General features: G+C 69.2%; 19 protein-coding genes, 1 tRNA gene and 1 pseudogene. 6 read left to right on the top strand and 15 right to left on the bottom strand.

Annotated elements, in window-relative coordinates; genetic code table 11:
- Window positions 1-24: 24 nt before the first annotated feature.
- The 5 genes and pseudogenes from FO470_RS15555 to FO470_RS15535 form a co-directional block, all read right to left on the bottom strand.
- A complete protein-coding gene (locus tag FO470_RS15555; protein ID WP_144344073.1) occupies window positions 25-1776 on the bottom strand; it encodes an arylsulfatase in 1752 nt (583 codons plus the stop codon).
- A 221-nt stretch (window positions 1777-1997) separates the two neighbouring features.
- Window positions 1998-2308 (bottom strand): annotated as a pseudogene (locus FO470_RS15550) (DDE-type integrase/transposase/recombinase); the annotation flags it as partial.
- 60 nt (window positions 2309-2368) lie between these two features.
- A tRNA-Arg gene (locus FO470_RS15545) sits at window positions 2369-2445 on the bottom strand.
- Between the two features lie 171 nt (window positions 2446-2616).
- Window positions 2617-3915, bottom strand: coding sequence for a glycoside hydrolase 5 family protein (locus FO470_RS15540; RefSeq protein ID WP_246659609.1), 1299 nt, complete (start codon window positions 3913-3915; stop codon window positions 2617-2619).
- Complete coding sequence (locus FO470_RS15535; protein ID WP_144343888.1) at window positions 3908-5482, bottom strand: sensor histidine kinase; 1575 nt, start codon at window positions 5480-5482, stop codon at window positions 3908-3910. Before FO470_RS15535 ends, FO470_RS15540 begins: the two co-directional genes overlap by 8 nt.
- Before the next feature lie 438 nt (window positions 5483-5920).
- On the opposite strand from FO470_RS15535, the gene rpmH reads away from it, so the two are divergent.
- The 5 genes from rpmH to FO470_RS15510 all read left to right on the top strand — a co-directional run bounded on the left by rpmH (window position 5921) and on the right by FO470_RS15510 (window position 10197).
- Window positions 5921-6055: a 50S ribosomal protein L34 gene (gene rpmH, locus FO470_RS15530; RefSeq protein WP_013165198.1), complete on the top strand. Its 135-nt coding sequence runs from the start codon at window positions 5921-5923 to the stop codon at window positions 6053-6055.
- Between the two features lie 65 nt (window positions 6056-6120).
- Window positions 6121-6522 (top strand): ribonuclease P protein component, encoded by a 402-nt coding sequence (gene rnpA / locus FO470_RS15525; RefSeq protein ID WP_144343887.1) that lies wholly within the window; start codon window positions 6121-6123, stop codon window positions 6520-6522.
- Window positions 6519-8336, top strand: coding sequence for a membrane protein insertase YidC (gene yidC, locus FO470_RS15520; protein WP_144343886.1), 1818 nt, complete (start codon window positions 6519-6521; stop codon window positions 8334-8336). Before rnpA ends, yidC begins: the two co-directional genes overlap by 4 nt.
- Before the next feature lie 4 nt (window positions 8337-8340).
- Window positions 8341-9015 (top strand): ribosome biogenesis GTP-binding protein YihA/YsxC, encoded by a 675-nt coding sequence (gene yihA, locus FO470_RS15515; RefSeq protein WP_144343885.1) that lies wholly within the window; start codon window positions 8341-8343, stop codon window positions 9013-9015.
- A gap of 108 nt (window positions 9016-9123) precedes the next feature.
- Window positions 9124-10197 carry an NAD(P)-dependent alcohol dehydrogenase gene (locus FO470_RS15510; protein WP_144343884.1) on the top strand — a complete coding sequence of 358 codons (1074 nt, stop codon included), beginning with the start codon at window positions 9124-9126 and terminating at the stop codon, window positions 10195-10197.
- A 197-nt stretch (window positions 10198-10394) separates the two neighbouring features.
- On the opposite strand, the gene FO470_RS15505 is transcribed toward FO470_RS15510, so the two are convergent.
- From FO470_RS15505 to FO470_RS15460, 10 genes are all read right to left on the bottom strand, one after another.
- Window positions 10395-10721: a helix-turn-helix domain-containing protein gene (locus FO470_RS15505; RefSeq protein WP_144343883.1), complete on the bottom strand. Its 327-nt coding sequence runs from the start codon at window positions 10719-10721 to the stop codon at window positions 10395-10397.
- Window positions 10722-10853: 132 nt separating this feature from the next.
- Entirely contained in the window at window positions 10854-11318 is a 465-nt protein-coding gene (ptsN, locus tag FO470_RS15500) for a PTS IIA-like nitrogen regulatory protein PtsN (RefSeq protein ID WP_144343882.1), read from the bottom strand.
- A gap of 135 nt (window positions 11319-11453) precedes the next feature.
- Window positions 11454-12047 carry a ribosome hibernation-promoting factor, HPF/YfiA family gene (hpf, locus tag FO470_RS15495; RefSeq protein ID WP_144343881.1) on the bottom strand — a complete coding sequence of 198 codons (594 nt, stop codon included), beginning with the start codon at window positions 12045-12047 and terminating at the stop codon, window positions 11454-11456.
- Window positions 12048-12219: 172 nt separating this feature from the next.
- Window positions 12220-13824 carry an RNA polymerase factor sigma-54 gene (gene rpoN, locus FO470_RS15490; RefSeq protein WP_144343880.1) on the bottom strand — a complete coding sequence of 535 codons (1605 nt, stop codon included), beginning with the start codon at window positions 13822-13824 and terminating at the stop codon, window positions 12220-12222.
- 54 nt (window positions 13825-13878) lie between these two features.
- Complete coding sequence (gene lptB, locus FO470_RS15485) at window positions 13879-14829, bottom strand: LPS export ABC transporter ATP-binding protein (protein WP_144343879.1); 951 nt, start codon at window positions 14827-14829, stop codon at window positions 13879-13881.
- Between the two features lie 203 nt (window positions 14830-15032).
- Window positions 15033-15695: an LptA/OstA family protein gene (locus FO470_RS15480; RefSeq protein WP_144343878.1), complete on the bottom strand. Its 663-nt coding sequence runs from the start codon at window positions 15693-15695 to the stop codon at window positions 15033-15035.
- A gap of 45 nt (window positions 15696-15740) precedes the next feature.
- A complete protein-coding gene (gene lptC / locus FO470_RS15475; protein WP_246659608.1) occupies window positions 15741-16508 on the bottom strand; it encodes an LPS export ABC transporter periplasmic protein LptC in 768 nt (255 codons plus the stop codon).
- Between the two features lie 154 nt (window positions 16509-16662).
- Window positions 16663-17295: a ribonuclease D gene (locus tag FO470_RS15470; protein WP_144343877.1), complete on the bottom strand. Its 633-nt coding sequence runs from the start codon at window positions 17293-17295 to the stop codon at window positions 16663-16665.
- 105 nt (window positions 17296-17400) lie between these two features.
- Window positions 17401-18342 carry a 4-hydroxybenzoate octaprenyltransferase gene (gene ubiA / locus FO470_RS15465; RefSeq protein WP_144344070.1) on the bottom strand — a complete coding sequence of 314 codons (942 nt, stop codon included), beginning with the start codon at window positions 18340-18342 and terminating at the stop codon, window positions 17401-17403.
- A 9-nt stretch (window positions 18343-18351) separates the two neighbouring features.
- On the bottom strand, window positions 18352-19026 hold the full coding sequence (locus FO470_RS15460) for a hypothetical protein (protein WP_244616489.1): 675 nt from the start codon (window positions 19024-19026) through the stop codon (window positions 18352-18354).
- A 133-nt stretch (window positions 19027-19159) separates the two neighbouring features.
- Between FO470_RS15460 and FO470_RS15455 the strand changes: the two genes are divergently transcribed.
- Window positions 19160-19927 carry a 16S rRNA (uracil(1498)-N(3))-methyltransferase gene (locus tag FO470_RS15455; protein WP_144343876.1) on the top strand — a complete coding sequence of 256 codons (768 nt, stop codon included), beginning with the start codon at window positions 19160-19162 and terminating at the stop codon, window positions 19925-19927.
- Window positions 19928-20179 lie beyond the last annotated feature (252 nt).

The following is a 20179-nucleotide window of genomic DNA, read 5'->3' as shown; positions in this document are numbered from 1 at the left end:
CATGGCTTGTAAGGTTGGAGGCCGTCAGTCCCGCGTCGTCCCGGCCGCCTTTACCTGCTCGATGACCTGCGAAAGATTATAGCTGGCCGGAGACTGCATCGGAGGGAACTGATTGTAGGTTTCAAGCTCCTTCAGCCACAGCGCCTGACCGATCGGCAACATGTTCCAGTCATAGACATAGGCGGTGACTGGGGCGGCAAGCGCGCCGCCTACGCCGGTGAGCGTCTTCACCTGGGAACCGATTGAGGTTTCGAAGGGATCGCGCTTGATGTTGACGACCTGGGTCCAGTGGTAAGGGACCGGCCCCCGGGTAAATCCTGAGGGATCATCCGAGACCATCGAGAAGTACATCTTCCAGTTCTTGTAGCGAACCGCCGAAGGATCCTTGCCGGAATAGTAGAAGAACGTGTCGCGGGCCGACTTTTCCGACTTGCCTTCGAGATAAGCGCGTTGGTTGGTGCCATCCAGCGTGGTCTTGACGATGCCGGGATAGGCGCCCTTCTCGATCTGCGCCTTCAGCTCGTTGCCCTTCGGGCCGCCCGCGATCTCAACCAGGGTGGGCAGCCAGTCCAGCGAGGCGAAGATGTCCGTCTTGACGGTGCCGGGCTTGATATGGCCAGGCCAGCGGACGACCATCGGCGCGCGCATGCCGCCTTCCCACGTCGAAAGCTTGCCCCCCTTGAAGGGAGTGGTGCCGCCGTCGGGGAAAGTGATGGTCTCGGCGCCATTGTCCGTCGTGAAGACGATGATCGTGTTGTCGAGCTCGCCCATCTCCTCGAGCTTCTTCATGACGTAGCCGATGTTGTCGTCCATCTGCTTCATACCGGCTTCGTTGACGCCCCAGTCCTTGCCGCCGGGCTGGCCAACCATGCCGAGATACTTTTCCGACAGCATGGTGGTGATGTGCATGCGGGCCGGATTGTACCAGACGAAGAACGGCTTGCCGGTCTCCTTGGGATTGTTGCGGTCGAGGAAGTCGATGATGTGGCTCGAAATCTCCTCGTCGACGGTCTCCGAACGCTTCAGCGTCAGCGGGCCTTCATCCTTGCAGGTCTGTTTCGCCGCGGAACCGTCGCTGGACTTGCAGGCAATCACCGGACGCGGGGGCATCAGGCAGGTGGTGGTAGCCGGATCGACGCCGCCGGGGGTCGGGCTCAGGCCCGGAACCGGCGTGTTCTGACAAGGCGGCGCGACGGTCTGCTCGGTCGGCGTCTTGTTGATGTCCGGGAAGCTGACGCCCTGCATGGCGTCGAGGTGGTAGAGATAGCCCCAGAACTCCTGGAAACCATGCGCCGTCGGCAGGGCGTCCGTATGATCGCCAAGGTGGTTCTTGCCGAACTGTCCGGTAGAGTAGCCAAGATCGAACAGGAACTTGGCAATCGCCGGCGTGCCCGGCTTCAGGTAGGTCGGGCTTCCGGGAAGCTGCGGCATGATCATGCCGGTGCGCAGCGGATGCATTCCGGTGAAGAAGGCGTTGCGTCCGGCGGTGCAGCTCTGTTCCGCGTAGTAGTCCGTGAACAGCGCGCCTTCCTGGCCGATCCGGTCGATATTGGGCGTCTCACCGACCATCAGACCGCGATGATAGATGCTCGGCTGCATGTAGCCGATGTCATCGCCCATGATGAAGAGAATGTTGGGTCGGGCGGGCTGGGTTTGTGCCTGCGCAAGGCCCGGCGCCGTTACCCCAAGCGCGATGCCGAGCGCCGCGGCGCTCGACCTGGACCAGCCTCTTCGACGCCTCCTCGAAGCGTTTCGCGAACATGCAATTCCAAGCATCATCCCACGTCTCCTGCCTAGAAGCGGACGGCAGACCTGCCCCCCGCCGGATCACGGAAAGCGCCGGAATGATGGATCACGAGCCATGCAGCCCCGAGCACGGACATCGAACCGCTCGCTCAATTTCCCATCATTTAGGCGATTACGCTCTTTGCTTCACAAACGCATGAAGACGTGGCTGTCGCTATGCAGATTCGGCCAAGTCGCGATTTAGGAGGGCTATCCCGGCGTGCCTCGTCGCGCGTGCGGTAGACGTTGCGGCGGATGCGTTCGCGCTTGAGCAGGCTGAAGAAGCTCTCGGCGACGGCGTTGTCATGACAGTTGCCGCGACGGCTCATCGAGGGCTGCAGATCGTGGTGTTTCAGGAACGAAGCCCACTCGATGCCGGTGAACTGGCTCCCTGGCCCGAATGCACCAGCACACGGCCCCTCGGCTTGCGCCGCCGGACGGCGGCCAGCAACGCCTGAAGCACGACGTTGGTCGTCTGTCGGAACTGCATGGACCAGCCGACGACGCGGCGGAAGAAGAGGTCAGCAGGCCATTTGCGACAATGACCAACTGATACAACGCTCTGATTTCACGGAAGAAAAGGTGGCGCGCCCGAAAGGATTCGAACCTCTGACCCCCAGATTCGTAGTCTGGTGCTCTATCCAGCTGAGCTACGGGCGCCCGGCTTCTTTCCGCGTGGCGGAGGAAGCCTTGGTCGCGACGGACATGGCCGTTGCGAGGGCCCGTCAGCTACCCCGTTTCCGCGCACATTGCAAGACGTTCCGATGACGAGCGGAGGTTTCCACAGGCCAGTGTCGGTTCGCCCGGCCACGCCCCTCCCCTCCCGGCCGGCTATTTCACCTCGAACGGCATGTTCACCGTGGCCGCCGCGCCGCGGCCGTCCCGCACCTCCGCGAAGATGCGGTAGCGGCCGGGCTTGAGCCCGGAAACCCGCGCGCCCGTCGGCCCACCCTGGCGCACCGCCTCGGGGAAGAAGGGCGGCTCCTCCTCGCGGTCGCCGCCGACGCCCCGCGCCGTGCTCTCGCCCATCACGAACCAGCGCACCTCCATCAGGTCCTCGTCCGGATCGACCGCGTCGAGGGTGAACGAGCCCTCGTCGCCGGCGCTCCACGAGGCGAAGGGCGCGCTCGGGTCGTCCGCCACCCGCAGATAGGCGATGCGCGGCGCGTGGTTGCTCCCCGGCACCTGCCCGCCCCAGGCCTCCGCCATCGCCTCCGCCGCTTCCAGTCCGGTGCCGTCCGGCAGCAGCAGCCCGTGCCAGGTCGGTGTCACCTCCTGCTTCTGGCCCCACAGGAAGACGATGGCGCCGGCCTCCGCCTCGTCCAGCGCCTTGAGGTAGCGGCGCAGCTGGATCGCCTTCTGCGTCGACGAGGGCTCGAAGGGCGCACCCCAGGGTGCCTGTGCCGCCTGCCACTGGCCGAGCGCGCCGAGCTCGGTCACCACGATGGGACCCGTCCAGCCCTGCGCGCGGGCGCGGCCGGCAACCGAATAGAGCGCGTCGCCATAGGAATTGAGCCCGAGCACCTGCACGCTCGGAGCCTGCGCGATCAGCTTCTTCACCTTGGCGTCGCCGGTCTCGGCCAGCACGGCGAGCGTGGGATGCGCGGGGTCCACCCGCCGCACCATCCGCGCGACCTCCTCGATGGCGGGCCAGACCGGCGAATCGTCGGCGAGGTCGACCTCCACCTCGTTGCCGACACCCCACATCAGCAGCGCGGGGTGGTCCTTGTATTTCGCGACGATGGCCTCCAGCTCGGCGAGCTGGCGCTCGACGAAGGCCCGGTCGCCATAGTCCGCCCCCAGCCGCGGATGGCCGACCCACAGACCGGCGATCACCTTCAGCCCCGCCTTCTGCGCCTCGTCGAGCAGCGGTCCGGGATCGCCGCCATAGCTGCGCACGGTGGTGGCACCGAGGCCGGCGAGCGGCGCCAGGGGCGCTTCCACGGCGGCGCCGCGCACGGGAAAGGGCTGGCCGTCGACGAGGATCTGCCGGCCGGAGACGGTGACGTCGGCGGCGAGCACGGCGGTGCCGTGCGCGACGACGCCCGGCGCGGCGAGCAGCAGCCCGGCCGCGAGGGTCCCGGCGGTCCGCCGCGTCGCCCGCCGGCCCTGCGCGCCGCGCTCAGCCATGCGAGCGCAGCGCCCGGTGGGCGTCGAGATCGACCGGACGGTCCGGCACGCGGAGCTGGAAGGTGGCGCCGATGGTGCCGGGCACGAGCTGGATGTCGCCGCCATGCGCCTGCATCAGCTCGGCGGCGATGGCGAGGCCGAGCCCCGTGCCGCCGCGCCGCGCCGAGCCCTGGAAGGCCTCGAAGAGGTGCGCCCGCGCCCGCTCGGGCACGCCGGGGCCGGTATCGGCCACCTCGATGAAGACGATGGCGCCCTCGCGCCGGCCGGTGACGCGGATCTGGTCGCGGGCCGGGTCGTTCGGCGTCCGGGCGGACAGCGCCTCCATGGCGTTGCGGCAGAGATTGAGCAGCACGCGGAACAGCTGGTCGGGGTCGGCGTCGACCTTCAGGTCGCGGTCGACCGATTCGACGAAGCCGATGCCCGGCCCCTCCTCCGTCACGGCGCCGAGGCCGAGCGTGTCGCGCACCTCGGCGACCATCGGCGCCAGCGCCACCATGCGCCGCTCCGGCGCCGGCTCCTGCGCCCGGCCATAGGCCAGCGTGTGCTCGCAATAGGCGATGGCCCGGTCGAGCGCCGCTTCCAGCTTCGGGGTGAAGCGCTGCACCGCCGGGTCGCGGATGGCGGCGAGGCGGTCGGAGATGAGCTGCACCGAGGCCAGCAGGTTGCGCAGGTCGTGGTTGATCTTCGACACGGCGAGGCCGAGCGCGGCGAGGCGGTTCTTCTGCTGCAGCGTCTCGGCGATCTGCCGCTGCATGGCGGTCAGCTCGCGCTGCGCCTGGCCGATCTCGTCGAGACGGGCGGTGGCGTCGTATTCGGGGACCGGCAGCGAGGGATTCGCCCGGAAGGCGATCATGCGCTGGGTGAGCTGGCGCATCGGCTGGACGAACATCCAGGCCAGCCCGAGATAGACCAGCGCGCCGGTGAGCGCGGCAATCACCAGCGAGACCAGCAGCAGGTTGCCGGTGAAGCGCAGCATCGCCTTGCGCAGCGGCGTCTCGTCGATGACGATCTCGACGAAGCCGTCGCCGCGCGGCGGCGTGCCGACGGCGCGGATGACCCGCCCGTCGCGGGCCAGCAGCGTCTCGAAGGCTTCCGACACCGCCTGCCACGGGCCGACGTCGCGCACGTCGGCGTGGTGGTCGACCTCCGGGGGCATGTCGGAGGAGGCGAGCAGGCGGCGCGTGTCGTCGCGCTTCAAGGCCACGGTGATGGCGCCGACGCTGCGCAGCAGCTCCTGCGTCAGCTGCGGCGAGATCATGCCGTCCGGCGCGGCGTCGAGCACCAGCGCCGCCGTCCGCGCCCCGGCCAGCCGGTCGGACAGCCAGTTGAGCCGGAAGGCGGCGACCGCCGGCACGAGAATCAGCACCTCGGCCAGCAGCACGAAGGCCAGGGTGAAGGCGAGCAGCTTGCCGGAAAGGCCGAGATGGCGCGGCTGCCGGGGCGCCTCGGCCTCGGAGGGCCGGGTCGCGGCGGGCACCACGTCGGCGGCCGGGCGCGCGTCGGCACCCGCCGCCGCGACGGCGGCGAGGGCAACGGCTTCCGTTCCGGCTTCCGAACGCTTCTTCATCGCACCCCTTGACCGTGCAGTCCCTGCCCGGACGAGCGCCGGATTCAGGACCGTTTCCTATCCGACCCAACGAATGCGGCATGGAAACGACGCAGCGTCACCGCTGCGCACTTGTCGCCGTCGGACGGATTACCCCATTGCATGATGTATGGCGCCCCGGCGCGAGTGCCAGAGGGGGCCGTCACGATCCGTCGGCCGGCGGTCGGGGTCCCGGCCGTGGACACGTGCCGCGCGGCATGCACATGTCGGGCGGCCCGGATCGACTTCTCAAGTTGACTTGGGCAGGCGCCCCCCCTATAAGCCGCCTCCAATCACGGCTGCCTGCGCGGTCGGGTTGCCCCCTGCATGTTCGTTCATCGCCGCGACAGGTTCGCGGTGCCGGAGAGCAAGGGAGCATTCCGGCCCGGGGCGGCACATCGAACAAGCGGAGAAAGACCCGTGAAGCGCACTTATCAACCGAGCAAGCTCGTGCGCGCCCGCCGGCACGGCTTCCGTGCGCGCATGGCGACCCGCAACGGCCGCAAGATCATCAATGCCCGCCGGGCTCATGGCCGCAAGCGCCTGTCGGCCTGACCTCGCCTTTCGGCCCCGTATGGCTGGGGCGCGCCGCCCTGCCGCCTGAGGATCGGCGCCCCGCCATGCACCGGATCGTCAAGCGCAAGGACTTTCTGGCCGCGGCCTCCGGGCTGCGCGCCAATTCCGGCCCGCTGCTGCTGCAGGGCCGTGACCGCGCCGACGACACCTCGCCCCGTATCGGGCTCACCGTCACCAAGAAACACGGCAATGCCGTCGAGCGGAACCGCATCCGCCGCCGGCTGCGCGCGGCTGTCCGCGACGCCCTGCCGCGCGCCGGCAAGTCCGGTTTCGATTATGTGATCGTTGCCCGGCGCGCCGCGCTCGGCACTCCCTTTGCCGATCTCGTAAAAGACATCGAGCGGGGCATCGCCCGCCTTCACTCAGGAAGCCGGCGTCCGTCGAAGCCTGCGCGCGAGAACGCGCCGCAGCGCCCGGCGAACGCCGACGGAGAGACGCTGCCATGACCAGTGAAAACCGCAATATGATCCTCGCCATCGTGCTGTCGATGGCGGTGCTGATCGCCTGGCAGTACTTCTCCGGCATCCCGCAGATGGATCAGCAGCGCCAGCAGGCGGCGCAACAGCAGGCGGCGCAACAGGGCGCCCAGCCGCAGGGCCAGGCCGGAACGCCCGCCCCGGGCACCGCGGTGCCCGCCCCGTCGGCGACGCCCGCCACCGCGCTGACCCGCGCCGAGGCCCTCGCCCGCTCGCCGCGCATCGCCATCGACACGCCCCGCGTCGTCGGCTCCCTCGCCCTCAAGGGCGGCCGCATCGACGACCTGTCGCTCAAGGACTACCGCGAGACCGTCAGCCCCGACAGCCCGATCATCGTGCTGCTCTCGCCCTCGGGCGGCCCGAACCCCTTCTACGCCGAATTCGGCTGGGTGCCCGGCGCCGGCGCGAATGTCGCGGTGCCCGCCGCCGACACGCTCTGGACCGCCCCGGAAGGCGCCACCCTCACGCCGGACAAGCCGCTCGTCCTGACCTGGGACAACGGCGCCGGCCTCACCTTCCGCCGCACCCTCACCATCGACACCAACTACATGTTCCATGTGGTCGACGAGGTGGAGAACACGACCGCCGCCCCGGTGGCGCTGCACCCCTACGCGCTGGTCTCGCGCCACGGCACGCCCCACACGCTCGGCTACTACATCCTGCATGAGGGCCTGATCGGCGTGACCTCGGAGGGCGGCCTCCACGAGATCAAGTACAAGGACATCGCCGAGCGCAAGTCCGAGACCTTCCCCTCGGTCGGCGGCTGGCTCGGCATCACCGACAAGTACTGGGCCGCCACCGTCATCCCCGGTGCGGAAGAGAAGGTGCAGGCGCGCTTCTCCGCCGCGCAGGCCGGCAACGACCTGACCTACCAGACCGACTTCCTGGGCGACGCCGTCACCGTGGCGCCCGGCGCCAAGGCCACCACCGACGGGCGCCTCTTCGCCGGCGCCAAGGAAGTGCGCGTCGTCGACGGCTACCAGAAGACCTACAACATCGACCGCTTCGACCTGCTGATCGACTGGGGCTGGTTCTATTTCATCACCAAGCCGCTCTTCCTGCTGATCGACTGGATCTACAAGGGCGTCGGCAACTTCGGCGTCGCCATCCTGATCGTCACCGTGCTGATCAAGGGCGTCTTCTTCCCGCTCGCCAACAAGAGCTACGCCTCGATGGCGAAGATGAAGGCGGTGCAGCCGGAGATCCAGGCCCTGCGCGAGCGCTACGGCGACGACCGTGTGAAGCTCCAGCAGGAGATGATGGAGATCTACAAGAAGGAGAAGATCAATCCGGTCGCCGGCTGCCTGCCGATCCTGATCCAGATCCCGGTCTTCTTCGCGCTCTACAAGGTGCTGTTCGTCACCATCGAAATGCGGCACGCGCCGTTCTTCGGCTGGATCAAGGACCTTTCCGCGCCCGATCCGACGACGGTCTTCAACCTGTTCGGCCTCATCCCGTGGGATCCCGGCACGGTGCCGGTCATCGGCCACTTCCTGCTGCTCGGCGTGTGGCCGATCATCATGGGCATCACCATGTGGGTGCAGATGAAGCTGAACCCGGCCCCGCCGGATCCGACCCAGAAGGCGATCTTCGACTGGATGCCGCTGATCTTCACCTTCATGCTCGGCTCCTTCGCGTCCGGCCTCGTCATCTACTGGGCGTGGAACAACACCCTCTCGGTGCTCCAGCAGTCGATCATCATGCGCCGCAACGGCGTGAAGATCGAACTGTGGGACAATCTGCGGGACACCTTCTCCCGCAAGAAGAAGCCGAAGGCCGGCTGAGATCGTGGATCAGGCCGACGATAACGCCGCCGCGTCGGCCTTCACGCCCGACGAGCTCGAAGCCGGGCGCCGGCTCTTCGCGGGCGAGTGGAATTTCCTCTCGGCCGCGCCGACCATTCCCACGCTGCCGCCCATGCGCGGCATCGAGATCGCGTTTGCCGGCCGCTCGAATGTGGGCAAGTCGAGCCTCGTCAACGGGCTGACCGGCCGCAAGGCGCTCGCGCGCACCTCGGTGACGCCGGGGCGCACGCAGGAACTGATCTTCTTCGGCCTCGGACCGGAACTGACCCTGGTCGACATGCCGGGCTACGGCTTCGCCAAGGCGCCGAAGGACAAGGTCGACGCCTGGACCGCCACCATCCACGCCTATCTGCGCGGGCGCGCCAACCTCGCCCGCGTCTTCGTGCTGATCGATTCCCGCCACGGGCTGAAGCCCATCGACCTCGAGGTCCTCGACGGCCTCGACAAGGCGGCGGTCTCCTACGCCATCGTCCTGACCAAGGCCGACCAGCTCAAGCCCGCCGAGCTGGCGCAGCGCGTCGCCGCCACCGAGGCCGCGCTCGCCCGCCGGCCGGCGGCCTTCCCGATCGTGTTTCCCACATCCTCCCGCGACGGAAGTGGCATTCCCGAACTGCGCGCCGCGGTGATACGGCTGATGGCAGAGCGCGGGGTCGGCTGATCCGAATACCGTCGAACGAGCAAGTCCTTGGCCGGCTTTTGACGCTTGTCATGGTACGATGATCTCGGGTCGGCATTCTCCCGCGACGCCAAACGCAGGAGACGCCCAATGCCCAAGATGAAAGCCGCCATCTTCGTCGAACCCGGCCGCATCGTGCTCGACGAGAAGCCGATCCCGGAAGTCGGCCCGCTCGACGCGCTGATCCGCATCACCACCACCACGATCTGCGGCACCGACGTCCACATCCTCAAGGGCGAGTATCCGGTCGCCAAGGGCCTCACCATCGGCCATGAGCCGGTCGGCGTGATCGAAAAGCTCGGCTCGCAGGTGACCGGCTATCGCGAAGGCCAGCGCGTCATCGCCGGCGCCATCACGCCGAGCGGCCATTCCTATGCCTGCCTGTGCGGCTGCTCCTCGCAGGACGGCCCCGGCACCAAGCACGGCTTCAAGCCGATGGGCGGCTGGAAGTTCGGCAACACCATCGACGGCGCCCAGGCCGAATATGTGCTGGTGCCCGACGCCATCGCCAACCTCGCCCCGGTGCCGGACGAACTCACCGACGAGGAAGTGCTGATGTGCCCGGACATCATGTCCACGGGCTTCTCCGGCGCCGAGAGCGGCGCGGTGAAGATCGGCGACCATGTCGTGGTCTTCGCGCTCGGCCCGATCGGCCTGTGCGCCGTGGCCGGCGCCAAGCTGAAGGGCGCCACCCGCATCATCGGCGTCGACACCGTGCCGGCGCGGCTGGAGATCGCCCGCAAGCTCGGCTGCTCCGACGTGGTCGACTTCAAGCAGGGCGACGTCTACGAGCAGATCATGGCGCTCACCGACGGCCGCGGCGTGGACGTCGCCATCGAGGCGCTGGGCACCCAGAACACCTTCGAGACCGCGCTGCGCGTGCTGCGCCCGGGCGGCACGCTCTCCAGCCTCGGCGTCTATTCCACCGACCTGAAGATCCCGCTCGGCGCCTTCTCGGCCGGTCTCGGCGACAACAAGATCGTCACCACGCTCTGCCCCGGCGGCAAGGAGCGCATGCGCCGGCTGATCGACGTCATCGCCTCCGGCCGCGTCGACCTCAAGCCGCTGGTCACCCACCGCTTCAAGCTGGACGACATCGAGGCCGCCTACGACCTCTTCTCGCACCAGCGCGACGGCGTGCTCAAGGTGGCGATCACGCCGTAGGCTCCCGATAGCGGGACGTCATGGCCGGGCTCGACCCGGCCATCCACGGCTCTCGGCTCCGAGGAAGGCGTGGATGCCCGGCCCAAGGCCGGGCATGACAGCGGGCTTTTCGATGCTGTCATGGTTTCCCGGCCCCGCGGAGCCGCAGGCGAAGCGCCGGGCCGGGAAACGATCACCAGGGCAGGATCGCCACCATCTCACACGTCGTTGGCCGAACTCAGCCGCTCGGACGGGATATAGCCGGCCTTCTGCTTGATGCGCAGGCCCGGCCCGCCGCCGGTGCTCGCCTCGCCGGCGTCGAGGAAGTCGATGCCGGCCTCCTCCAGCACGCGGCGCAGCCGCTCCGCCTCGCCGGGGTCGACATCCTCGCCCGGCTCGCGGCCCTCCTCGAAGGCGTGCAGCCAGTCCAGCGTCACGCGCGCGCGCTCGGCGAGCTGCTGCGCGCTCCAGTCGAGCAGCGCGCGCGCCGCGCGGCACTGCTCCGACGCGAGGGCAAGATTGGCGGGAATCGACGTTTCGGCCATGGAGGTCTCTCCTGAGGAACGCTATCCGCCTTCTGACATAGGCGCTCGCCGCCGCAATGACAGCCGTCGCAGCGGGAAAGCCACCGCGACGGGAAAGCCGACCGGCCGGTGCGAAATCGCCCGGCCGCCGCCTCAGGCCGCGTCGGTCGCCGGCGCGCCGGTCAGGATGGCGTGGATCGAGGCCGCGTCGCGCGAATTGCGCAGCTTCTTGGCCACCTCCGGGTCGCGCAGCAGGCGGGCGACACGCGCCAGCGCCTTCAGATGGTCCGCGCCCGCCGCCTCCGGCGCCAGCAGCAGGAACACCAGATCGACCGGCTCGCCGTCCAGCGCCTCGAAGTCGATCGGCTTCTCCAGCCGCGCGAACATGCCGAACAGCTTGTCCATCTTGGCCAGCTTGCCGTGCGGAATGGCGATGCCGTTGCCGACGCCGGTGGAGCCGAGCCGCTCGCGCTGGTTCAGCGTCTCGAAGATCTCCCGCTCGTCCCGCTTCAGCAGCTCCGCCGCATGGGCCGACAGCTCCTGCAGGGCCTGCTTCTTGCTGCCGACCCGCAGGGTCGGGAACACGGCGGCCATCGCCAAAATGTCATTCAAAGCCATGACTCGATCCGTGGCTGACAATCCGGGGCATGACGGTGTGGGACATAACGGTCCGGGACATGGTGATCCGCGTCGCGGCGAGACGAAGCGCGCGGGCCGCTCTCACGGCCGCGCGCTTCCCGGAGACAGGGGCGATCAATGGACTTCTTCCGCCATGGCGCTGGTGGGCGGATCGACCCAGCCGACATGGCCGTCCCCACGCCGGTAGACGACGTTGATGCGGCCATGGCCGGCATGGCGGAACACCAGCGCGGAAGCACCGGTGAAGTCGAGCTCCAGCACCGCGTCGCTGACCGACAGGCGCGGCAGGTTGGCGGTCGCCTCGGCCACCACGGTCGGGCTCCAGCCCTCGATCAGCTCGGCGTCCTCGTGGTCGGGGGCGGTGAACACGGTCAGCGGCACCGTCTCGGCGAGCGCGCTGCCCTCCCCGTTCAGGGCGCGGCGCTTGATACGGCTCTTGTAGCGGCGCAGCCGCCGCTCGATCCGCTCCATGGCGGCGTCGGCGCTGGCATAGGGATCCTGTGCGTCCGCATGGGCCTGCAGCACCGTCCCGCTGTCGAGATGCAGCGCGCAGTCGGAGCGGTAGCCGGAGCCCTCGCGGGCCACCGTGACATGGCCGGACCAGCCGCCGTCGAAATACTTGCCCATGGCGCCGGCCACGCGGTCGGAAACCCGCTGCCTCAGCGCCTCGCCCACGTCGATGTTTTTTCCAGAAACCCGCAGCGGCATCGTGACTCGTCCCTCTGCTGGGGCAAGGCGCATGGCGGTCGATTCTGTCCGCCCCCTCCCTGCCCGAACCCCCTACATGCCCGGCCGGTGCCCTTAAGAGGTAGGAGCCGCGAGGGAATGTGTCAACGAGGGGCAGTGGATAGCTCGGCAAGCCACGCGGCGGCGGGCCTTTTCAGCCGGCCGAGAGGGCCGCTTGCTTCTCGCGGCGGCGCTGCACGGACGAGGGAATCCGCATCGCCTCGCGATATTTGGCGACGGTGCGGCGGGCGATGTCGATGCCGGCCTCGCGCAGGCGCTGCACCAGCGTGTCGTCGGAAAGCACGTCGTCGGGGCTCTCCGCGTCGATCATCTGCTTGATGCGGAAGCGCACCGACTCCGCCGAATGCGCCTCGCCGCCGTCGGAAGCGGAAATAGAAGACGAGAAGAAGTACTTCATCTCGAAGATCCCGCGCGGCGTCGCCATGTATTTGTTGGACGTCACGCGCGACACCGTCGATTCGTGCATGCCGATGGCGTCCGCCACCATGCGCAGGTTCAGCGGCCGCAGGTGCTGCACGCCGAGCGTGAGGAAGGCGTCCTGCTGGCGCACGATCTCGGTCGCCACCTTGAGGATGGTGCGGGCCCGCTGGTCGAGCGAGCGCGTGAGCCAGGTGGCGGTCTGCATGCAGTCGGAGAGGAACGCCTTCTCGCGCTCGTTGCGCGTCGTCTTCTGCACGCGGGAATAATAGGCCTGGTTCACCAGCACGCGCGGCAGCGTGTCGGCGTTCAGCTCCACCAGCCAGTTGTCCGGCGTGCCGCGCACGAACACGTCCGGCACGATCGGCTGGATGATTCCCGAGCCGAAGGCGAGGCCCGGCTTGGGGTTGAGCCGGCGGATCTCGCCGACCATCTCGGCAAGGTCCTCGTCGTCGACGCCGCATACCCGCTTCAGCGTGGTGAATTCGCGCCGGGCGAGCAGTTCGAGATGGCCGAGCAGCGCCGCCATGCAGGGGTCGTAGCGGTTGCGCTCCTTGAGCTGGATGGCGAGGCATTCGGCCAGCGAGCGCGCGCCGATGCCCGGCGGATCGAAGCTCTGCACCACGCCGAGCACCTTCTCCACCGTCTCCGGCGGGGCGCCCAGCCGTTCGGCGACGCCCGCGAGGTCGGCGGAGAGGTAGCCCGCCTCGTCGATGAGATCGATGAGGTTCTGGCCGATCAGCCGCTCCACGGGATCGCTCACCGCCAGGGCGAGCTGCCCTTCCAGATGGTCCGCCAGCGTCGTCTCGGCGGAAACGAAGGCTTCGAGGTTGTAGCCGTCATCGTCGCGCCCGCCGGTGCCGACGCCCGCCCATTCCGAATAGGCCGGCGCCTCGCCGGATGGGGCGAGGCCCGCCGGCTCGCGCCCGGAATCGTCCGGGTAGACGTTCTCCAGCGTGGTATCGAGCCGGTCCTCGATGGCGCTGCGGCTGGCGTCGAGCCGCTCCTCCAGCCAGTCGGAAACCCGCTCCTCACGCTCGCCGCCGGTGCCCTCGGCCTCGAAGCCATGGCCGGCGCGCGGGTCGAGATCGGCATCGGTGACGCGCTCGCCGCCTTCCCGCCCCTCGCCTTCCGCCTCGCCCGGCCGCTCGCCCTCCGGCTCCACCTGCCGCTCCAGCAGCGGGTTGCGCTCCAGTTCCGCCTCGACATAGGCCACCAGATCGAGATTGGAGAGCTGGAGCAGCTTGATCGCCTGCATGAGCTGCGGCGTCATCACCAGCGACTGGGTCTGGCGGAATTCGAGACGCGGGCTCAGCGACATGGCGCGCACTCTCCACGGACGGCATCGAGCGGGGCGGGCGGCGGCTTGTCCATGCTAGAGACGGAACTCCTCGCCCAAATAGAGCCGCCGCACCTCCTCGCTCGCCACGATTTCCTCGGGCGAGCCCTCCATCAGCACGGTGCCGGAATGGATGATGTAGGCGCGGTCGATCAGACCCAGCGTCTCGCGCACATTGTGGTCGGTGATCAGCACGCCGATGCCGCGCTCGGTGAGCTGGCGCACCAGCGCCTGGATGTCGCCGACCGCGATCGGGTCGATGCCGGCGAAGGGCTCGTCGAGCAGCATGAAGGTCGGGCGCGAGGCGAGCGCGCGGGCGATCTCGACGCGCCGCCGCTCGCCGCCGGACAGCGCGATGGAGGGCGACTTGCGCACATGGGTGACGCGGAATTCCTCCAGCAGCGCGTCGAGCTGGCGCTCGCGCTGCTTGCGGCTGGGCTCCACCACCTCCAGCACGGCGCGGATGTTGTTCTCCACCGAGAGCCCGCGGAAGATCGAGGCTTCCTGCGGCAGGTAGCCGACGCCGAGGCGCGCGCGGCGGTACATCGGCAGATGGGTGACGTCGTGGCCGTCGAGCTCGATCCGCCCGGCATCGGCCTTCACCAGCCCGGTGATCATGTAGAAGATCGTGGTCTTGCCGGCGCCGTTGGGGCCGAGCAGGCCGACCGCCTCGCCGCGCCGCACGTTCAGGCTGGCGCCGCGCACCACCTGCCGCCCGCCATAGCTCTTGGCGAGCCCCACCGCGCGCAGCATGCCCTGGTCGGTGGCCGGCGAGACCGAGGAGGACGCGGCGGCCGTCGCCGGCGCCGCGGGCCGCAGGCCGGTCGTCAGCGCCGCCTCGAATTCCGCCTCGAACCGGGCCTCGAGGGCGTCCGGGCGGGGGCCGGCGCGACCGCCGCTGCCGAAGCCGCGCGCGCGCGCTCCATCGGCCTGGGAACCCGGCGGCACCGATTTGCCGCGTCCGACGATGGTCGAGAAAAATCCCACGCGCACCTCCGTGGTGAAGTCACCACCCGGAAGGTGATAAACGCTCTAAACGCGGCTGGCAAATGGCAGATGCAAAATCCGGGCCGCAAGCGCCCGCATGTTGCGGATCCGCGCCGGTTCACGATGCGCAGGCGAACGACGCCGCGCCCCGGAAACGCTCCCCGGCACCCGCACGCCGTCGAGGGTGCCGGGCGCAAAACGCCTCAGGGCGTCGGCTTGGCGGGCTTCGCCCCCGGCTTGGGCGCCGCTCCCGGGGCGGCGGCGCCTTCCATCTGCTTCATGCTGTTGGGCACGATCAGGCTCTCGATGCGCCCGCCGTCGAAGCGCGACAGGCCGCTGGTCAGGTCGACGGTCAGCTTCTTGCCGCGGATCACGTTCGGCCCCGAGGTCAGCACCACCGGGCTCCCGGTGAGCGTGATGGTGTTCGAGGCGGTCTCGAACACGCCCTTCTCGCCGGTCGCCGTCTGCTCCTTGGTGGTCACGACCACCGAGTCGATGATCTCCAGCCGGCGGATGGCGGAGGAGTTGATCGGGCTGCCGGCGGCCAGCGCCTCGCCGCTCTTGGCCGCGCCGCCCGCTTCCTTGCCGTCGTAGAACACCACCAGCTTCTTGCAGCGCAGCGTCGTGTCGCCCTGCTGGACGACGACGTTGCCGGTGAAGATCGCCTGCTTCTCCTGGTCGCGCACTTCCAGGCTGTTGGCGTTGATCCGGATCGGCTGGTCGCGGTTGGCGGCGAAGCCCTGCAGGGCGTTCGGCACGTTGCGGCCCTGCTGCGCCAGCGCCTCCGTCGCCAGCGGGCCGAGGCCCGCGGCGGAGATCACGAGAAGGGCGAGGCCGGTGCCGGCGAAGCGGTTCAACATGTTCATGCTTGCCTGTCTAGCCGCGCCGCGGTGGCCGTTCAATGACGCAACTCACGGGGTGACGCCCACCGTTGTCGCACCCCGAAGCTTCGGCGCCTCGGTGCTCTTGCGCGTGTCGCCGTCGGCCGGCGGCATCTTGAAGTCGAGCTGCACGTTGCCGGTCAGCAGGGCGCGCGAATCCTTCTGGGTGACCTCGATGCTGTCGGCCGTCAGCTTGCCGTCCTGATAGGTCAGCTCCACCGGATGATTCGACACCAGCTTGCCGCCCTTGATGTCGATGGCGGCGTCCTTGAGTGTGCCGCCATAGCCCGAGGAGGTGTCGAAGCGGACCCCCTCGGTCAGTTCCAGCTGCTCGGTCTTGGTGTTGTAGTGGCCGGCATTCGCCGTCAGGTTGGCCCAGCCATTATTGGCCAGCTCCATCTTGGCGTCGATCTTGTCGAGGTTGATGCTGTCCGGCTTCGTCAGGTCCTGCGAGGCCGAGATCGCCGAGACGTTGTAGCTGCGGTTGTCGGCCGTGAAGCCGTGCAGGCGGGGGAATTCCATCTTCACCTGCGTGCCCGACAGCGACACCCGGCCCAGTTCGAAGGGCAGGTCGACGGCGATGCTGAACGGGTCGAGATAGTTCACCGCCACGGTGAGCCCGAGCATCGTCACCACGCCGACCGGCAGGGCCCAGCGAAAAAAGCGCACGCGCCGGCTGTGCCGCTGGGCGTCCTTGTAGCGATCGCCCCCCTTCGAGGCGAGCGCCGTCGCCCGACGAGCCAACGGCTCCGTCGCTCTCGCGCCGCGGCGCGCGGGAGGTTCGACGTATTTGTTCATGCGTGACGGTGTATCCCCGGCTGCGATGGACCCCCACCATCGCGTAAGATGGCGGCTTCCGCCCTGACGCGCAAGCACGGGGCGCTGCAACTCAACAAGCCCTGAGAAGTCGGCGAATCTCGGGCAGACCCCGGACGGCGCCGGGCGCCGCCGTTCAAGAATGCGCGAAGATGTCCTCTTCCGGCCAGCCGGCGAGGTCCAGCTTGGCGCGGGTCGGCAGGAAGCCGAAGCACGCCTCGGCCAGCTCGGTGCGCCCGTCGCGGGCCAGCATCGCGGCGAGCTTCGCCTGCAGGGCATGCAGGTGCAGCACGTCCGAGGCGGCGTATTGGAGCTGCGCCTCGCTCAGTTCCTCCGCCGCCCAGTCCGAGCTCTGCTGCTGCTTGGACAGGTCGACGCCGAGCAGCTCGCGCACCAGCTCCTTCAGCCCGTGCCGGTCGGTGTAGGTGCGGGTCAGGCGCGAAGCGATCTTGGTGCACCACACCGGCTCCACCGTCAGCCCGAACGTCTTGCCGAGCACGGCGACGTCGAAGCGGGCGAAGTGGAACAGCTTGGTGCTGCGCGGATCGGTGAGCAGCTTTTCGAGGTTCGGCGCGCTGCCGGGGCCGGCGCCGGCCGGAATCTGCACGATGTCGGCGGTGCCGTCGCCCGGCGAGAGCTGCACCACGCAGAGCCGGTCGCGATGCGGGTTGAGGCCCAGCGTCTCGGTGTCGATGGCGACGAAGGGCGCGTTCTCGGGCGTGTAGCGGGCGAGATCGACCAGGTCGCCGCGGTGCAGGCGGATGCTCATGGGAACCGTGCTTTCAAGGGTTTGCGGCTCCTTAGCACCGCCGGGGCCGCCCCCGCAACCGCGCAGCCTCGCGGGCACCCGCGTTCGGGCGCTCCGGCCCGCCGCTCAGGCCGCCAACGCCTGGACGGCCAGCCCCGCGAACAGGATCAGGCCGGCGTCGCGGTTGGAGAGGAACACCCGCAGGCAGTTCCCGCCGTCGTCGATGTCGACCCGCCGGATCTGCCAGGCGAGATGCGCCGCGAACAGGGCGAGCCCCAGCCAGGCGAAGACGCCGCCGCCCGCCGCGCCGATCGCCAGCGCGAACAGCACCACCGTGCCGCCATACAGGCCGACCAGCCACCGCTTGGTCGCGCCGGCGAAGAACCGCGCCGAGGACTTCACCCCGACCGTCTCGTCGTCCTCGCGGTCCTGATGCGCGTAGATGGTGTCGTAGCCGATCACCCAGAGCACCGAGCCCGCATAGAGCAGGAAGGCGGAGGGCGGCAGCGCCTCGATCAGCGCGGCGAAGCCCATCAGCGCGCCCCAGGAGAAGGCGAGCCCGAGCACCGCCTGCGGCACCCAGATCACCCGCTTCATCAGCGGATAGATCACCACCACGCCCAGCGAGGCGAGCGCCGTGGCGATGGCGAAGGGCGGCAGGCAGAGCAGCACGGCGAGGCCGGCGAGGCCCTGCACGCCGAGGAAGACGAAGGCGCCGGCCAGCGTCACCTGCCCGGCCGGCAGCGGGCGCGCGCGCGTGCGCTCCACGCGCCCGTCAATGTCGCGGTCGAGAATGTCGTTCCAGGTGCAGCCCGCCCCGCGCATGGCGACCGCGCCGATGGCGAAGAGCGCGATCAGCGCCGCCGCGTGCCCGTAGTCGGGCGCGCCGGCATCCGCCTGCAGGCGCAGGGCGAGCGCCACCGACCACAGGCAGGGAATGAGCAGCAGCCAGCTGCCGATCGGGCGATCGGCACGCGCCAGCCGCAGGAAAGGGCGCAGGAAGGAGGGCGCGCGCCGGTCGACCCAGTTTCCGGTGGTGTCGGCCGGAGCCGGGCCGGCGGGAAGCATCATGGCCGGTCAGCGCAACGCGTCGCCGCCGAGCGTGTCGAACACGCCGCCCGGCTCGGTGCCGACGCTGGGAAGGCCGCTCGGCAGGCCGAGGCCGGCGGAGACGGAACCCTGGGCCGGCGGACCGCTGGGGCCACCGCCGCCACCGCCGCCGCCGTTCTCCTGCATCTTCGCCACCTCGCAGACGCGGTTGCGTGTCGTGGCGACCTGGGAGTTGTTGGCCTTCAGCTTCTGCAGCACGTCGTCGGGCACGCCGCATTTGGCCTTGTTGCCGTTGAGGTAGGCATAGAAGGCCTGCTGGGCGGTGGCGAGGTTGCGGAACAGCGGGCACAGCTCGGACGGCGGGCGCTTGGCCTTCGCCGCCTTCTGCACGGCACCGCCGCGCGCCTCGAGGTCGGTGCGCAGCTTCTGCACGCTCGTCTGGCACTCGGCCATGTTGGGGTTGGCCTGCTGCGGAACGGGCTGCGGCGCCGGTTCGAAACCGGAGCCCAGGCCGCCCTGCATGCCGGGGGCCGGGGCCGGCGCGGTGATGGTCACATTGCCGGAGCCGGAGGCCCCGTCACCGGAACCGCCGGGCGTGCCGATCCATTGCGCGCCGGCCGGCGTCGCATGCAGCATCCCGACGATGAGCGCGCCAGCCAGCGCCGGCATGCCGGCGCGCGGGTGCTTCAGGCGAGCTTCCAATATTCAACCTCTCATCAGAACCGCCGGGCGGTGCCGTCTTATTGACCCAGCGTGATACAGGGGCCTTAAAGATTGGGCAACATCACGGCATATCTCACCGTGCCGGCTTATAAGCGAGAAAATGGCCCGCATCATGGCCCGAACTCAAGATGATTCCCTCGACCAGCCCTATGATTTCCGCGCCCAGCGCCTCTTCGTCGAGGATGGGCTGGCGGAAGGCGCGCTGGTCAGCCTCGACCGCGACCGGGCCCATTACGTCTCCGACGTGATCCGGCTGGAGGTCGGCGGGCACATCCATCTCTTCAACGGGCGCGACGGGGAATGGCGCGCCGTGCGCGAGGCCGGCGGCAGGCGCGAGGCGCTCCTGCGCTGCGAGGCGCGGCTGCGCCGGCAGACGCCGCCGCCCGATCTCGACTATGCCTTCGCCCCGCTCAAGCATGCCCGCCTCGACTACATGGTGCAGAAGGCGGTGGAGATGGGCGCCGGCCGGCTGGTGCCGGTGATGACCCGCCGCACCCAGGCGACGCGGGTGAACACCGAGCGCATGCGCGCCAATGTGATCGAGGCCGCCGAGCAGTGCGGCATCCTCAACCCGCCCGCCGTGCTGGAGCCGGAGCCGCTGGCCCGCTGGCTGGCCGGGCTGGCGCCGGAACGCCGGCTGGTGTTCTGCGACGAGGCCGCGCCCGAGGCCGACCCGATGGCGGCGCTGCGCCCGGCGATCGACGGGCCGCTCGCCGTGCTCATTGGCCCGGAAGGCGGCTTCGACGACGAGGAGCGGCGCCGGCTGGCCGCCCGCCCCGGCACCGTCGTGCTCTCGCTCGGCCCGCGCATCCTGCGCGCCGACACCGCCGCCGTGGCGGCCCTCGCCCTGGTGGAAGCGGCGCGGCACGCCGCCCGCTGAAAGAGCGGCGAAGCACGCGCCCGGCGGGAACCGGATTCGACCCTGCGCGTTAGCCGGCGTCACCGGGCACCCCGCCGCGGGAGCACCGGCTATCGGAAGACCGCCCTTGTGCCGCGCCGCTCCCCGGCCGCGGAAAGGCGGCTGCATGCCCAAGAAACGAGATGCCCACTACTGGTAGTAGCATCAATATAATTTTGACAATTATAATAAATTGACCTCGATACCCCTCCAATTCGGGGTCACATTCCGGTC

Source organism: Ancylobacter moscoviensis (genome assembly GCF_007559435.1).
Taxonomy (GTDB): Bacteria; Pseudomonadota; Alphaproteobacteria; order Rhizobiales; family Xanthobacteraceae; genus Ancylobacter; species Ancylobacter moscoviensis.
This window is presented reverse-complemented; position numbering and strand designations above follow the sequence as displayed.